Below are 13,450 nucleotides of genomic sequence, written 5' to 3'. Positions count from 1 at the left end.
CCCCCCTTTTGCAGCCCCCGTGCAGCAGCCTGGCACCGCACGGGGACCGCAGGCGTCAGCCTTGCCAGGTCGCCCCGGCGGGATCGTCGGTGGCGGTGATGCGGTAGAGGCCCGCGTTGCCGGTCATCGAGGGTTCGGCGCTGTAGCTTTCGCCGGGCAGGACCAGCGCGGTGTCGCCGTTGGACAGGGTGGTCTCGACCTCGTTGATGGCGATGCGCCAGTGGCCGCTGGCGGGCATCAGCACCACCGGCCTTTCGGCCTTGGCCTGTTCGCTCACGGCGGAGCCGCGGCCGAGGAAATCGACCTCGAAGCCGGGCTTGTCCCGGATCAGCGCCTCCTCGCCGATGACCTTGACCGGCTGCATTGCGGACAGCGCCATAAGGTCCCAGTAGCGGGCGACGTATTTGCCGATCACGTTTTCGACCGGAACTTCAGGGTAGGCTTTCAGCTCTTCCTCGGTCAGCACCGGCATCGGCTGCACGTTGTGCGGCAGTTCCTGGCCTTTCTTGCTGTCATAGAGCACGCCGTTGTTGCCCAGCATCAGGCCGTGGGCCTGCGCGTCCTCGATCACCTGCGGCGCCCAGATCACACCGCCGCCGGCATCGTCGCCGCCAAGGATCGACATGATCATGCCGTAGTCCTGGCCGACGTTTTCAAAGCCGCGGAACATGCCGGTGGGGATGTTGAAGATATCGCCTTCCTCGGCGATGAACTCGCCCGCGGTGCCGTAGCGGCCCCAGAAGAAGCGCCAGCGGCCCTTGGCGACAAAGAACACCTCGGCGGTGGTGTGGCTGTGCAAGGAGTTGCGGCATTTCGGCGGCTGGCCCGCAGCACCGATGTTGAAGCCGATCTTGTCGGTGATGTGGACGTGCTGGTCGGGGCTTTCGCTGACGCCGCCGCCGATGATGGTGAAGTTCTCCTTCTGGTCGGAGCCCGGGGTGTGGGCGTCGATGAAGGCGGTCTTGCAGGGTTTCAGCTCGCCGTAGCGGACGATGCGGTTCTGGATGGTGCTCATGTCGTTGATCCTCTTGAAATCTGGTTTGAAACGGCCGGTTCAGCCCGCCGCGCCGGGCGGGCGGTTGTTCAGCCGCCGGGCGCGCAGGCTGGCACGGTGGGTGTGAAACCGCCGTGCCGCCTCGCTGGCGTCCAGAGGAGAGGCACCGGGCCTCATTCAGAGATCGCCCGTCTGCAGCAGGATCTGCTTCCAGACCGAGGTCTCGTCGAACAGCGCGTATTCGCGGCGCAGGCCCCAGGGGCCGAACTCGGCGTGGCTGGCGCCCAGCACAAACACCTCGGCGCCGGTCGGCTTGCCGAAGACGCCCCAGCCGTCGTGCTTGCCATGCAGCGTCCAGCGCAGCGCGGCGCGCGGCGGCATCATCGGGTCGTCGCGGCCGATCTGGTGGCGGATCTTGAACTCGGCGTTCGGGAAGGAGGCGCGCAGCCCCATCCAGAAGCGGTCCACCGGGCCGACGCTGTGGCCGGTGACGCCGCCGGGATATTCCGACTGCACCGCGCGGTCGTATTCGCTTTCGATCACCCGCATGTCGGCATTCATGATCCGGGTCAGGATACCGGCGTATTTCTGGCCCCATTCATTGTTATTGCCGGTGCCCTTGTAGGGGCCGGGCTGCTCGTTGGCGGGGGTGTAGGGCTGCACGCAGTTTTCCGGCCCGCCCTCGCGCGCGATCAGGTCGCGGGCGTAGTCCTTGGGGTCCCAGCCCATCTGGCGCACGATCGCGCCCTGGTCGCGGATCAGCCATTCGTCGTTGATCTGGTTGTTGATCGCGTGGCAGTCGGCGAGGATCCGGTAGGTGAGCTTCTTGCCGGTCGCCTTGCCGTAGACACCGTCGCCCAGGTGGGTCGCGGTGGACAGGAGCCGGTGCGAGGACAGCATGCCCTCCTCCGGGGTGCCGGACCAGATCACGTCCTCGCCCAGGAGGGTGCGGTCGGGGAATTCGGCCAGCGTCGCCATGGTCGCGGCGATCACGCCCTCGTTGCCGGTCACCACCGAGGCGGGCGAGCGCACGACGATATCGGGCGCGTAGTAGTCATGCAGCGTGGCGATGCCGCGGTCTTCCCAGATCTCCTTGGTGATGCCAATGATGTAATCGGGGAAATCTTTGAACTTGGGGTCAAATCCCTTCATGTCTTCCATCCTTCAGGTATGCGGGCGGAGCCGCGAACAATGAGTGGCCCGTCGATCTCGACCCGGCGCGGGCGCACGTCGGCGTCCTCGATCTTGGCCAGGATGATGTCGACGGTTTCGGCCACCATGCGGTTGGCGGGCTGGCGCACGGTGGTAAGGCTGTAGGTGGGCCAGGCGGCAACGGATACATCGTCGTAGCCCACCACCGAGACATCGCCCGGCACGCTGAGGCCCAGTTCAAAGCGCAGCGTGTCCATTACCGCGATGGCCATGTGATCATTGGCCACAAAAACCGCATCCGGCGGGTCGCTTGCGAACATGCGGCGGGTGGCTTCCTGGGTCTGTTCGGTGACGAAATTGCCGACCTCGCGGGCATGCAGCGTGGCGCCGCCCGCTTCCAGCCCGGCACGGAAGCCCGCCTCGCGGTCGCGCTGGGTGGAGGCGCCTTCCCAGCCCGCGATATAGCCGATTTTCTTGTGGCCTCCGGCTAGTAGGAATTCGGCTGCCTTGCGCCCGCCTGTGATGTTGTCGGAGGTTACGGCTGACATCGACGGATCATCCTGCGCCCGGTTGAACAGCACCATGGGCACGCCGGCCGCCTGGCAGCGGGCGGAGAGGTCAGAAGAGAGCGCAACCGAGGCGGCGATGATACCGTCGACCTGGAAGTCCAGGATCTCCTCGACGACGCGGTCGATGTTGCCGGCCGAATGGGAGGCCAGGAAGACCAGCACGTGATAGCCGCGCTCCTGCAGCGCGTTGGTGAGCTTCTCCAGCGCCTCCGGGTAGAACTGGTTGTTCAGATAGGCGACCACCAGCCCGATGATGCCGCTTTTGCCGGAGACCATCGCGCGGGCCAGCACGTTGGGGCGGTAGCCGAGTTCCTCGGCCGCCTTGCGGACCTTTTCGATGGTCTTTTTCGATGCCGAGGCGCCGGGGGTGAACACCCGGCTGACCGCGGACTGGCTGACACCCGCGAGGCGGGCAACGTCCATGGATGTGACTTTACTTGTAGCCATCAGTCTGCCGTCCAGCCGCCGTCAACCATCAGCGCGGTGCCGGTCACCAGCGAAGCGGCGTCGGACGCGAGGTAAGCCACCGCCCCCATGATGTCCTCGACCTCGCCCGGGCGGCCGAGCTTGATCTTGTCCAGCACCCAGGCCCGTTTTTCCGGGTCTTCAAACGTCGGACGGGTCAGATCGGTGAGGATGAAAGTCGGGCAAACCGTGTTGACGCGGATCTTGTGCGGGCCGAATTCCAGCGCCATCGCCTTGGTGAAGCCCTCGACCGCGAATTTCGACGCGCAGTAGACCGCGCGCTCGCGGCCGCCGACATGGCCCATCTGGCTGGAGATATTGATCAGCGAGCCTGGGCGGCCGGCCGCGAGCAGGCCCTTGGCCACCGCCTGGGTCAGGAAATAGGCGCCGCGGACGTTCACATCCATTACCGCGTCGAAGTCCTCCGGCGCGGTCTCCACCGCCTTGCCGTGCCGGGCGGTTCCGGCGGAGTTCACCAGGATGTCGAAAGGCCCGTTGGCCGCCACCGCCTCTGCCGTGGCGGCGACGTCGCCCACATCCAGTTGAAGCACCTTCGCCACCCAGTCGCGGGCGGTCATTTCCGCGGCGATGTCCTGCAGCGCGTCAGTGCGGCGCGCTGCAAGAGTGACCTCAGCACCCTGTTCCGCCAAGGCCACGGCGCAGGCCGTTCCGATGCCGGAAGATGCGCCGGCAACCAGGGCGCGCTTGCCCTTTAGGCTGAAACTGGGGGTGCTGGGGAAGGTGGGCATGTCAAACCTCGCTGACAGGGAAGGGGATTTCGCCAGCCACGCGGGCCTTGTTGAACTCGCGCAGGCGGGCAAAGACATCTACGCCCAACTGACGGTAGGCGTCCAGAATGTCCACCGTGACCCAGTTTTCGCGGATCTTGCCGTTCTCCAGCCGCCAGAAATCCAAGGAGCGCATGGTGATGCGCTGGCCCGAGGGGGCGATGCCCATCCAGCCGTCGTGGGTGACTGTCTGGATCATGTTGGGCCAGCCGGTCACCGCGGCGTATTCGCCGTCGCCGAAGAAGTGATAGGTGATCTCGTCCAGGTACTGGCCGCGGTCGGGCATGCCGTTCAGGAACGGGATCTGGTGCCAGTTGCGGAAGCCTGCGATGCCGCGGCCGGTGCCGATGCCGGCAGGGCCGTACCAGTTCATCCGCTCATGCCAGAATTTCGGCATCTCCATCACTTCCGGGCCGCCCTGGCTCGGGTGCTTCTTCAAGTGGGCCAGCATGTCGACGATGCGGCTGCAGGAGGTCTGCGACTTGTCCTCGTCCCAGGGGCCTGGGACAATGCCGTCGTGCGTTGCCGGGCCAGGGATGCAGAACTCGAGGCCGAGCGAGGGCGCCATCGGCCAGGCCTTTGCCTGCATCATCACCTCGGGAATATCCCAGATGGTCTGGATCTCCACCACGCGGCCTTCTTTGAGGCGGTAGAACTCGTGGTAGCGCATGTGGGTCAGATGGCCGGTTGGAGGGATGTCCAGCCAGGGCCGCACGAAAGTGCCGTAGTAGTGGCCGCCGCAGCCGATCCAGTCGCCGCCGTGCTCGGTGCGCCCGCCCATGACGATCCAGTCGCGGCGCTCGAGGTCCGGCATGGACTTCAGCAGCGGCGCATAGCAGGTGTCATAGAGCTCCGCGGGCCCGGTCAGGTCGCCGAAGGGATGGCACATATGCACCACCGCGTCCGGCGCGATCAGCTCCTCCAGAGCGGCGCGCACGCCTTTTTCGGTGAAGTCGCGCATCGCGTCCCGCATCGGGGCGATCAGCGCCTTGTTCCGGGTGTGAGTATCGGTGGTCATTCTGCTGCAGTCCCGTAAGGCACGTTCTTGCCGCCGTAGCGGCGGACGCGGATGTTGCACTGCTCGGCGTGGCCGACGAAGCCTTCGAGCATGCAGAGCCGAGAGCCGTACTCGCCGATCATGGTCGCCGCCTCGTCGGTGGTGACTTTCTGATAGCTGTGGGTTTTCAGGAACTTGCCCACCCAAAGCCCGCCGGTGTAGCGGCCCGCCTTCTTGGTCGGCAGGGTGTGGTTGGTGCCGATTACCTTGTCGCCGTTGGAGACATTGGTGCGGGGCCCGAGGAACAGCGCGCCGTAGCAGGTCATGTTTTCCAGGAACCAGTCGTCGCGGTCGGTCATCACCTGCACGTGCTCGGAGGCGATGTCATCGGCGACCTGCAGCATCTCGTCGTAGGTGTCGCAGACGATCACCTCGCCGTATTCCTCCCAACTGACTTTGGCGGTGTCCGCGGTCGGCAGGATGCCCAGCAGGCGGTCGATCTCGCTCAGCGTCTCCTCGGCCAGCTTGCGCGAGTTGGTCAGCAGTACGCAGGGAGAGTTGTAGCCGTGTTCGGCCTGGCCCAGCAGATCGGTGGCGCAAAGCTCGGCATCGGCGGCGGTCTCGTCCGCGATCACCATGGTTTCGGTCGGGCCTGCAAACAGGTCGATGCCGACGCGGCCAAACAGCTGGCGTTTGGCTTCGGCGACAAAGGCGTTGCCGGGGCCGATCAGCATGTGAACGGGGTCGATGGTTTCGGTGCCGATGGCCATGGCACCGACCGCCTGAATGCCGCCCATCACGTAGATCTCATGGGCGCCGCCCAGGTGCATCGCGGCAATCACCGCCGCGTTCGGCTTGCCCTGGAACGGCGGGGTGCAGGCGATGATGCGCGGCACGCCTGCCACCTTGGCGGTGGCGACCGACATATGGGCCGAGGCAACCATCGGAAATTTGCCGCCCGGCACATAGCAGCCGACCGACTGCACGGGGATGTTCTTATGGCCGAGGATCACGCCGGGCAGGGTTTCCACCTCGATGTCCAGCATCGAGTCGCGCTGCGCCTGGGCGAAATTCATCACCTGCTTTTGCGCGAATTTGATGTCCTCCAGCTCGCGGTCGCTCAGCGAGGCGATCAGCGCGTCGATTTCCTGCTGGCTGAGGCGGAAGCTTTCGGGGCTGTAGTCGTCGAATTTCTCGCTCAGCTCGCGCACGGCGGCGTCGCCGCGGGCTTCAATGTCCTTCAGCGTGGCTTCGACCACGGCGCGGGTCTTGGCGTCGTCTTCGGCGCGGTCGGCCTCGGGCTTGCCGCGTTTCAGGTATTCGATGGTCATGGTCAGGTCCTCAATTGTCGGGGCGCGGAGGGGTTTTCTCTCCGCGGTCAAATGCTTCCCAGCCTTCGCCGTTGAACAGATCAACGCCGAGCTGGGCGGCGACATGGGCAAAATCGACGTTCACCCAGTTGTCGGCGATCTTGCCGTCGACGACTTTCCAGAAGTCCATGTAACGGATCTCGACACGCTTGCCGGTGGGTTCGATGCCGAGGAAGGTGCCGCTGTGGGTGGCCTCCTGGCGGCCGAAGGCGGCGGCCCATTCGCCCATGTAGAGACGGGCCTCGTCGATGCAGACCTTGTCGGAGAAGGCGGCCTGGAACGGGCGCTGCCAGTTGTCCTGGAACTCCTGCAGGCCGGTCTTGGTGCCGCAGCCCTGGTTGCCCATCCAGCGGAAGCCTTCGGAGAAGAATTCGCCGATGTCGCTGATGCGGTGGTCGTTCAGCCCGTCCACCATGTTTTCGATCACGCGGCGGGTGTCTTCGGTCTTGCTCAGGTCCGTGTCTTTGGTCAGCACGGCTTGTTCGGGGCGGGAGCCTTTCATGCTCTGTTCCTTCAATTTGTTGCCAAGGGATGATGTGATCAGACGGGGAGGAGACGGCCGTCCGTCAGAAAATCCCTTGGCATCCGGTTGAGCGCCGGGTGGCGCGCAACGGCGTTATGTCTTGCGGCGCTGCTCATCACCCTTTCACCGCGCCGGCGGTCAGTCCGCTGACGATCTGGCGCTGGAAGAACAGGATCAGCACGAACAGCGGGGCGGTGGCGGAGACCACGGCGGCGACGGCGTACATCACCTTGCCTTCGACCTGGGTGGTGCCGAGGAAGCTGTTGATCGCGGGGATGATGGTCTCATTCTCGGAGCTGAGCAGCATCGCGGTCACCGCGAAGTCGTTGTAGGCCAGCAGGAAGCTGAACAGGCCGGTGGTGATCACGCCAGGCCACATGACCGGGATGATGACGTGGCGGAAGGCCTGGAAGCGGGTGCAGCCGTCGACCATGGCGCTTTCGTCCATGTCCTTGGGGATGTTGAGGAAGAAGGAGTGCAGCATCCACAGGGTAAAAGGCTGGTTGATCGCCACCAGCACGATGATGGTGGTCGGCAGGATGCCCCAGATGTTCCACTCGAAGAACGGCAGCAGGTAGCCCGAGACAAGGGTAATGTGCGGCATGGCGCGGAACACCAGCGCGGCCATCAGCAGCCAGAAGGCATAGCGGCGCCCCGAACGGGCGAGCGCGTAGCCGCCAAGCGTGCCGAAGGTGAGCGAGATTACCACGGTGAAGAACACCACGATGCCGGAGTTGATGACATTGCGCCAGAATTCCTCGTCCACCCAGGCGCCGTGATATCCTTCGAGGGTGAAGGGGCTGCCGGTCTGCCGGATCGTGTTGACCCCGTAGATGGCGTTCTGCCAGTCGGTCTTGGAGAAGAAATCCGACTGCACCTTGAAGCTGCCCCAGAAGGTCCAGAAGAAGGGGAAAGCAGCGATGATCAGCCAGAGCGCGACGAGCGCCAGAGAGATCACGGTGAGCGGCTGGATGCGGGTCCGGGACTTCGTGCTCACTGCCGGGGCTGCGATGCGGGATTGTGCCTTGGTTGCCATGATCGTGCCCTCAGTGTGCTTTGCGGGAGAAGTCGCGCCAGGTGCGGATCAGCACCGGGGTCAGCAGGATGACAACGCCGATGATGGTCATCATCGAGGTCGCCCCGGCCGAGCCGTAGAGCGGATTGCCGCTTTCGCGCAGGTCGTTGTAGATGATCCAGCTGAGCGAGGTGGCGTGGGCCTCGGCCTTGAAGCTGACGATCGGCTCGAAGACGCGGAAGTTGTCCATCAAGAGCATCAGCGTCACGAAGGACATCAGCGGCGCCAGATGCGGCACGATCACGTGGATCATGCGCTGCCACTTCGACGCGCCGTCGATCATCGCCGCTTCCATGGTGTCCTCGGGCACGGTCTGGAGGCCTGCGTAGAAGGTGATGAAGCTGAACGGCAGGGTGTGCCAGACGCCATAGACGATCAGCATGGTCCAGGTCAGCGCAGTGGAGGCCTTGAGGCTGAGCGAGGGATCGTTGAAAATCCGCTGGATGGTGGCGCCGATGACGCCGTCGCTGTCGACCATCCAGAACAGGATCAGCGAGCCGACCAGAGGCGTTACAAGGAACGGCAGCAGCGAGATGAAGATCGACGGACCCTTGAGGAAGCGGGGCAGGTTGTTGACGCCCACTGCAATTGCCAGGCCAAGGGCGATAACGACCGGAGTGACAACCGCCGTGTAAGTCAGCGTGAAGATCAGCGCGCGGTAGAAGGGCAGGTTGATGATCTGCTTCCAGAACGCGCCGAAGGTTTCCGTGTTGCGCCAGGCCTCGCCGACCTCGGCGAAGGCCAGGTGCGAGCGGTTGATGTAGGTGTTCAGCCCATTGAACCGGCCCAGCGGCTGCTCTTCCTGCAGTGCGGCTGTGGCCGCGGTGTCGACCGTGGTCGTGGGCGTGCAGCCGAACGGGCCGCAGCTCTCGGAGACCACCAGAACCTGCTCGTGCTCGACAAACAGCGACTGGATGAAAACCGAGACGATGGGCAGCGCGATGAAGAGGATCATCGCGGATAGCGTCGGCAGGATGAACCAGAAAAAGGTGCGGTGCTTCATGGCGTGCGTCTCAGTCTTCTGTCCGGGAAAAGAGAGGGGGCCTGCAGCCCCCTCCAGTCGGGGAGGTTTACTTGAGGAAGCCGGCTTCCTTGGCCGAGGTCCGGTAAGCGGTCTCGACATCGGCCAGCGCCTGCTCGGCGCTTTCGCCGCCTTTCAGGAAGTCGGTCAGTTCCGAGCCGAGCGCTGCGTGCAGCAGGCCGATCTGCGGGATCATCGGGTAGGGACGGGCCCCGCCTTGCACGGTTCCGGCCACGCCCGCCGCTGCCGGGCCAGGCTCGAAACCGGGCAGAAGCCAGACCGCGTCGTCGTTGTTCTCCGCCACCATTTCGGGGGTCAGGCCGCTGATCAGCGCGGCGAAGGTTGCCTCGGCTTCTTCATCGGAGACATTGGAGGCAATGGAGATGCCATCCCACCACAGGGTGGCTGCCGGGATCGAGCCGCCGCCGACGGTGGGGGCCGCGGACAGGACGGTGTTAGAGGTCACTTCCTCGGTGGAGCCTTCGTCATCCAGGATCGGCGCGCCGCGCGAGCCCCACATGATGGCCAGCGCCGCCTGGCCGGATTCCCACAGGCCCTGGGTCTCGTTGGAGGCATGGGTCAGGTGGTCCGGGTGGGCGTATTCGGCCAGAGCCTTCATGGTTTCCAGCGCGGCGATGCCTTGCTCATTGTTGATCGAGGGTTCGGCAGAGCCGGGTGCGAAGAACTCGCCGCCGTGGCCGAGGTAGATCATGTTGAAGACTTCGCCCACGTTCCAGCCGGTCTGCAGGTTCATCGCGATGGGATGTTCCATGATGCCCGCGGCGCGGATCTTCTCTGCCGCTTCCAGCACCTCCTCATAGGATGCGGGTATGCTGTCGACACCGGCCTGCTCCAGGATGTCCTTGCGCGAGAACAGGTGCTGCGAGTTGGCCATGAAGGCAACCGCCATCACGTTGCCGTCGATGGTGATCAGAACATTCGGCGGGATGCTGTCCTTGTATTTTTCCACCAGGTCGTTCAGCGGCCGCACCAGCCCGTCGTTCATCAGCTGGGTCAGCGTGGCATTGGCGAGGATCACCGAGGTGTATTCCGCGGGGTTCGGCGTCAGCGCCGCGTTCATGATCTGGCGCGCCTCGGTGGTGTGGTTGGCGGTGAATTCCGCCGCGGCATCCCCGCAGTTGGCCCGGGCCGCATCGACCACCGCGTGGATTGCCGGGAAGTCGCTCGCCAGAATGCGGATCGACTGGCCCTCGGGGCCGCAGTTGGCCGCAAAAGCCGCCGAGCCCATCAGCCCGGCAAACAGCGATGCGGCAGCAAGTCTTTTCAGTAACATGTCATTCTCCCTGTTTTTTCTGGATTTGAGGCAGGCGGTTTGCGCCCGTCCTGTGGACCGCAGTGGCGGTAGCGCCGGCAGGGGGCGTTCAGCCCCCGATCCGCGCGCCGGTTTGACCGTCAAACAGGTGGCAAATGCCCTGCGGTACGGCGATCGACACCGTCTGGCCGATTTCGGCCCGGAAGGTCTTGTCGGCCTTTACCGAGACGAGAGCCCCGCCGACGCGCACCGAGATCATCGTTGCGTCACCCAGCAGTTCCATCGTGTAGATCGGCGCGTTGATCTGGCCCTCACCGGGTGCCGCGATGCTGGCGTCCTCGGCCCGGAAACCCAGCGTGAGCGGGCCGTCCGGCGCGTTCAGCCCTGAGATTTCCACATTCTTGGCGCGGAAGGTGCCGCCCTGAACCTGTCCGTCCATCAGGTTCATCGCCGGGTTTCCGATGAAGCTGGCGACAAAGGTGTTGGCGGGGCTGTCATAGATTTCGGTCGGGGAGCCGACCTGCTGCACCACGCCCTTTTTCATCACCACGACGCGGTCGGCCAGAGTCATTGCCTCGATCTGGTCATGGGTCACGTAGATTGTGGTCACCGCCAGCTCGTGGCTGAGGTTCTTGATCTGCGCGCGGGTGGAAACGCGCAGCTTGGCGTCCAGGTTCGACAGCGGCTCGTCCATCAGGAAGACATTGGGTTCGCGCACGATGGCGCGGGCCAGGGCGACGCGCTGGCGCTGGCCGCCGGACAGTTCCGCGGGCTTGCGGTGCAGGAAGTCGTCCAGTTCCACCATCGCCGAGGCGCGGCGGACTTTCTCGTCATGAGTCTTGGGGTCGATGCCGCGCACCTTCAGCGGAAAGCGGATGTTCTCGTAGACGTTCATGTTGGGGTAGAGCGCGTAGGACTGGAACACCATCGCCACGTCGCGGTCCTTGGGCTCCATGTCGTTGACGCGCTGGCCGTCGATCAGGATGTCGCCCTCGGTGGCCTCTTCCAGCCCGGCGATCATCCGCATGGTGGTTGTCTTGCCGCAGCCCGACGGCCCCAGCAGCACCAGAAACTCCTTGTCGGCGATGGTCAGGTCAAAGTTGTCGACGCCGACGAATGACCCCCAGCGCTTGCCAACATTCTGTAGTCGTATCTCGGCCATGTATTCCCCCTGACAGCTTTGGCTGGGCATTTTGCATACGATTGCAAGGAGGGTAGACTTATAGGTGACTTTTTGGCAAGACTTTTTTGCAGACGTATGCAAGGAGCAACTTCCCATGCCTGACTTTTCAGTGGAAAAGCAAATGGTCCGAAACCTTTACGCCGATCTCGACAGGTCGGATTCAGGGCAAGCAGGCGAGGTGCTTGCACGGTACTGCACCTCGAATCATATCTGGCGCGGCTACCATCCATTCAATGAGCAGCAGGGTGCGGAAGCGGTTGCCGATGTGTTCTGGAAACCCTTGCGCGCGGCGCTGAAGCACATGCAGCGGAGGCAGGACATTTTCATGGCCGGGGCCAATGAGATGGACGGCTTTAACTCTGTCTGGGTGGTGTCGATGGGGCATCTTATGGGGCTGTTCGATGCGCCGTGGCTGGGAATTGCACCGACCGGGAAGATGGCGTTCCTGCGGTATTGCGAGTTCAACAAGGTCGAAGACGGCAAGATCACCGAAACGGCGATGTACTTCGACATCCCCCATCTGATGATGCAGGCAGGCTTGCAGCCGTTCCCGCCCCAGACCGCCGCGCATCTGGTGCAGCCGGGTCCGATGACGCATGACGGGCTGATGTTCGATGCGCAGCCTGCGGACGAGGGCGAAAAGACCCTGGCTGCGATCAACGCGATGATCTCCGACCTCGGGCAGTGGAAAAGCGGGCTGAGCCTGGAGGACGAGCTGCGCCGCACCTGGGCCGAGGACATGATCTGGTGGGGTCCGGCAGGGATCGGCGCCACCTATACGATCGGACGCTATGCCAAGCAGCACTCGGGGCCGTTCCGCGCGGGCTTCACAGATCGTTCCAAGACCAAGCACATCTGCCGCCTGGCCGAGGGACATTACGGCGGCTTCTTCGGCTGGCCGAATTTCACCGCCCGCCCGACAGGCGGGTTCATGGGCATGCCCGCATCGGAAAAGGCAGGCGAGTTCCGGGTGATCGACATCTACCGCCGGGATGGCGGCAAGCTGGCCGAGAACTGGATCTTTATCGACCTTCTGCATTTCTGGAAGCAGCAGGGCGTCGATATTCTGGCCCGCATGGCAGAGGTGCCGCGCTCATGAGCGGATGGATCGATGCGCATCATCACCTGTGGGATCTGGGGGCGGTGCGGTATCCGTGGTTGATGGCGAAAGGCGAGAAGCGGTTCTTTGGTGATCCGGCCCCGATCCAGCGGGACTATTTGCTGGAGGAATTCCGCGCCGAGGCCGCAGCCGAAGGCTTTGCGGCCTCGGTGCATATACAGGTAGGGGCGGAGGACGGTCTGGCGGAGGCGCGCTGGCTGCAGTCGGTGGCGGAGCGCAATCCGGACTGGCCGATGGCGCAGGTGGTGTTCTGCGATCTGACCGCACCCGATCTGGCGCAGCAGCTCGACCAGTTCCAAAGCCTGCCGACGGTGCGCGGCGTGCGCCAGATCGTGGGCCGCGCGCCGGGCGAAGACGCGCAAACCGGCACCAATGCGCTGCTGGATGACCCGCGGTTTCTGGCCGGGCTGCAGGACGCCGGGCGGCGGGGGTTGAGCTTTGACCTGCAGCTGGTTCCGGAACTGATGGAAAAGACCGCGAGGGTTCTGGCCCTGGCACCGGACACCAGGGTTGCTCTGTGCCACGCAGGGTCGCCGCATGACCGCTCTTCCGCCGGGCTGACTGTATGGGCGGAGGAGCTGAAGCACCTCTCGGGCCTGCCCCATGTCACCTGCAAGCTGTCCGGTTTGGGCATGTTCGAGCATGACTGGACAGCGGACAGCATCCGCCCCATCGTCGAGACCTGCCTGGAGCAGTTCGGCACCGGCAGGGTGATGTTCGGGTCGAACTTTCCGGTCGACAAGCTGTATTCGGGCTACCGTACGCTGGCGGGGGCTTATCGCGGGCTGGTTCCCGCAGAGATGCAAGCTGCGGTGTTCCGCGGCAATGCTGCCAGCTTCTATGGTCTGACAGCGGCTGCGGCCTGATCGCAGGCCTAGAATTGCGAAGGCCTGCCGCGGTTGACACGGCAGGCCTTTGTT

13 protein-coding genes are annotated in these 13,450 nt (G+C 64.3%); 2 read left to right on the top strand and 11 right to left on the bottom strand.

From position 1 onward, the window contains the following. Nucleotides 1-55: 55 nt before the first annotated feature. The 11 genes from KUV26_RS18950 to KUV26_RS18900 form a co-directional block, all read right to left on the bottom strand. The gene (locus tag KUV26_RS18950; protein ID WP_222509558.1) at nt 56-1,015 is read right to left on the bottom strand and encodes a cupin; all 960 of its coding nucleotides are present in this window, start codon (nt 1,013-1,015) and stop codon (nt 56-58) included. 156 nt (nt 1,016-1,171) lie between these two features. Then, a complete protein-coding gene (locus KUV26_RS18945) occupies nt 1,172-2,146 on the bottom strand; it encodes an ester cyclase (RefSeq protein ID WP_222509557.1) in 975 nt (324 codons plus the stop codon). Further along, nucleotides 2,143-3,162: a LacI family DNA-binding transcriptional regulator gene (locus tag KUV26_RS18940; protein ID WP_222509556.1), complete on the bottom strand. Its 1,020-nt coding sequence runs from the start codon at nt 3,160-3,162 to the stop codon at nt 2,143-2,145. Before KUV26_RS18940 ends, KUV26_RS18945 begins: the two co-directional genes overlap by 4 nt. After that, the gene (locus KUV26_RS18935) at nt 3,162-3,929 is read right to left on the bottom strand and encodes an SDR family NAD(P)-dependent oxidoreductase (protein ID WP_222509555.1); all 768 of its coding nucleotides are present in this window, start codon (nt 3,927-3,929) and stop codon (nt 3,162-3,164) included. The genes KUV26_RS18940 and KUV26_RS18935 overlap by 1 nt, the downstream gene beginning before the upstream one ends. Before the next feature lies 1 nt (nt 3,930). Beyond that, nucleotides 3,931-4,986, bottom strand: a complete 1,056-nt coding sequence (locus tag KUV26_RS18930; RefSeq protein ID WP_222509554.1) for an ester cyclase — start codon at nt 4,984-4,986, stop codon at nt 3,931-3,933. Next, nucleotides 4,983-6,296, bottom strand: a complete 1,314-nt coding sequence (gene hisD / locus KUV26_RS18925; protein WP_222509553.1) for a histidinol dehydrogenase — start codon at nt 6,294-6,296, stop codon at nt 4,983-4,985. The genes KUV26_RS18930 and hisD overlap by 4 nt, the downstream gene beginning before the upstream one ends. 10 nt (nt 6,297-6,306) lie before the next feature. Beyond that, the gene (locus KUV26_RS18920) at nt 6,307-6,837 is read right to left on the bottom strand and encodes an ester cyclase (RefSeq protein WP_222509552.1); all 531 of its coding nucleotides are present in this window, start codon (nt 6,835-6,837) and stop codon (nt 6,307-6,309) included. Nucleotides 6,838-6,973: 136 nt separating this feature from the next. Continuing rightward, on the bottom strand, nt 6,974-7,894 hold the full coding sequence (locus KUV26_RS18915) for a carbohydrate ABC transporter permease (protein ID WP_222509551.1): 921 nt from the start codon (nt 7,892-7,894) through the stop codon (nt 6,974-6,976). Nucleotides 7,895-7,904: 10 nt separating this feature from the next. Further along, nucleotides 7,905-8,936 (bottom strand): carbohydrate ABC transporter permease, encoded by a 1,032-nt coding sequence (locus KUV26_RS18910; RefSeq protein WP_222509550.1) that lies wholly within the window; start codon nt 8,934-8,936, stop codon nt 7,905-7,907. 67 nt (nt 8,937-9,003) lie between these two features. Beyond that, nucleotides 9,004-10,248 (bottom strand): ABC transporter substrate-binding protein, encoded by a 1,245-nt coding sequence (locus tag KUV26_RS18905; protein WP_222509549.1) that lies wholly within the window; start codon nt 10,246-10,248, stop codon nt 9,004-9,006. A gap of 88 nt (nt 10,249-10,336) precedes the next feature. Next, nucleotides 10,337-11,389, bottom strand: coding sequence for an ABC transporter ATP-binding protein (locus tag KUV26_RS18900; protein ID WP_222505176.1), 1,053 nt, complete (start codon nt 11,387-11,389; stop codon nt 10,337-10,339). 115 nt (nt 11,390-11,504) lie between these two features. On the opposite strand from KUV26_RS18900, the gene KUV26_RS18895 reads away from it, so the two are divergent. Together KUV26_RS18895 and KUV26_RS18890 are read left to right on the top strand one after the other, a co-directional pair. Continuing rightward, complete coding sequence (locus tag KUV26_RS18895; RefSeq protein ID WP_222509548.1) at nt 11,505-12,509, top strand: ester cyclase; 1,005 nt, start codon at nt 11,505-11,507, stop codon at nt 12,507-12,509. Continuing rightward, the gene (locus tag KUV26_RS18890) at nt 12,506-13,396 is read left to right on the top strand and encodes an amidohydrolase family protein (protein WP_222509547.1); all 891 of its coding nucleotides are present in this window, start codon (nt 12,506-12,508) and stop codon (nt 13,394-13,396) included. The genes KUV26_RS18895 and KUV26_RS18890 overlap by 4 nt, the downstream gene beginning before the upstream one ends. Nucleotides 13,397-13,450: the final 54 nt, after the last annotated feature.

This window comes from Leisingera daeponensis (assembly GCF_019801465.1).
GTDB classification, from domain to species: domain Bacteria; phylum Pseudomonadota; class Alphaproteobacteria; order Rhodobacterales; family Rhodobacteraceae; genus Leisingera; species Leisingera daeponensis_A.
This window is presented reverse-complemented; position numbering and strand designations above follow the sequence as displayed.

Bases quoted from the DNA above. Each gene is read 5' to 3' on its own strand.
- KUV26_RS18950 (WP_222509558.1), bottom strand. From the start codon at position 1,015: ATGAGCACCATCCAGAACCGCATCGTCCGCTACGGCGAGCTGAAACCC.
- KUV26_RS18945 (WP_222509557.1), bottom strand. From the start codon at position 2,146: ATGAAGGGATTTGACCCCAAGTTCAAAGATTTCCCCGATTACATCATT.
- KUV26_RS18940 (WP_222509556.1), bottom strand. From the start codon at position 3,162: ATGGCTACAAGTAAAGTCACATCCATGGACGTTGCCCGCCTCGCGGGT.
- KUV26_RS18935 (WP_222509555.1), bottom strand. From the start codon at position 3,929: ATGCCCACCTTCCCCAGCACCCCCAGTTTCAGCCTAAAGGGCAAGCGC.
- KUV26_RS18930 (WP_222509554.1), bottom strand. From the start codon at position 4,986: ATGACCACCGATACTCACACCCGGAACAAGGCGCTGATCGCCCCGATG.
- hisD (WP_222509553.1), bottom strand. From the start codon at position 6,296: ATGACCATCGAATACCTGAAACGCGGCAAGCCCGAGGCCGACCGCGCC.
- KUV26_RS18920 (WP_222509552.1), bottom strand. From the start codon at position 6,837: ATGAAAGGCTCCCGCCCCGAACAAGCCGTGCTGACCAAAGACACGGAC.
- KUV26_RS18915 (WP_222509551.1), bottom strand. From the start codon at position 7,894: ATGGCAACCAAGGCACAATCCCGCATCGCAGCCCCGGCAGTGAGCACG.
- KUV26_RS18910 (WP_222509550.1), bottom strand. From the start codon at position 8,936: ATGAAGCACCGCACCTTTTTCTGGTTCATCCTGCCGACGCTATCCGCG.
- KUV26_RS18905 (WP_222509549.1), bottom strand. From the start codon at position 10,248: ATGTTACTGAAAAGACTTGCTGCCGCATCGCTGTTTGCCGGGCTGATG.
- KUV26_RS18900 (WP_222505176.1), bottom strand. From the start codon at position 11,389: ATGGCCGAGATACGACTACAGAATGTTGGCAAGCGCTGGGGGTCATTC.
- KUV26_RS18895 (WP_222509548.1), top strand. From the start codon at position 11,505: ATGCCTGACTTTTCAGTGGAAAAGCAAATGGTCCGAAACCTTTACGCC.
- KUV26_RS18890 (WP_222509547.1), top strand. From the start codon at position 12,506: ATGAGCGGATGGATCGATGCGCATCATCACCTGTGGGATCTGGGGGCG.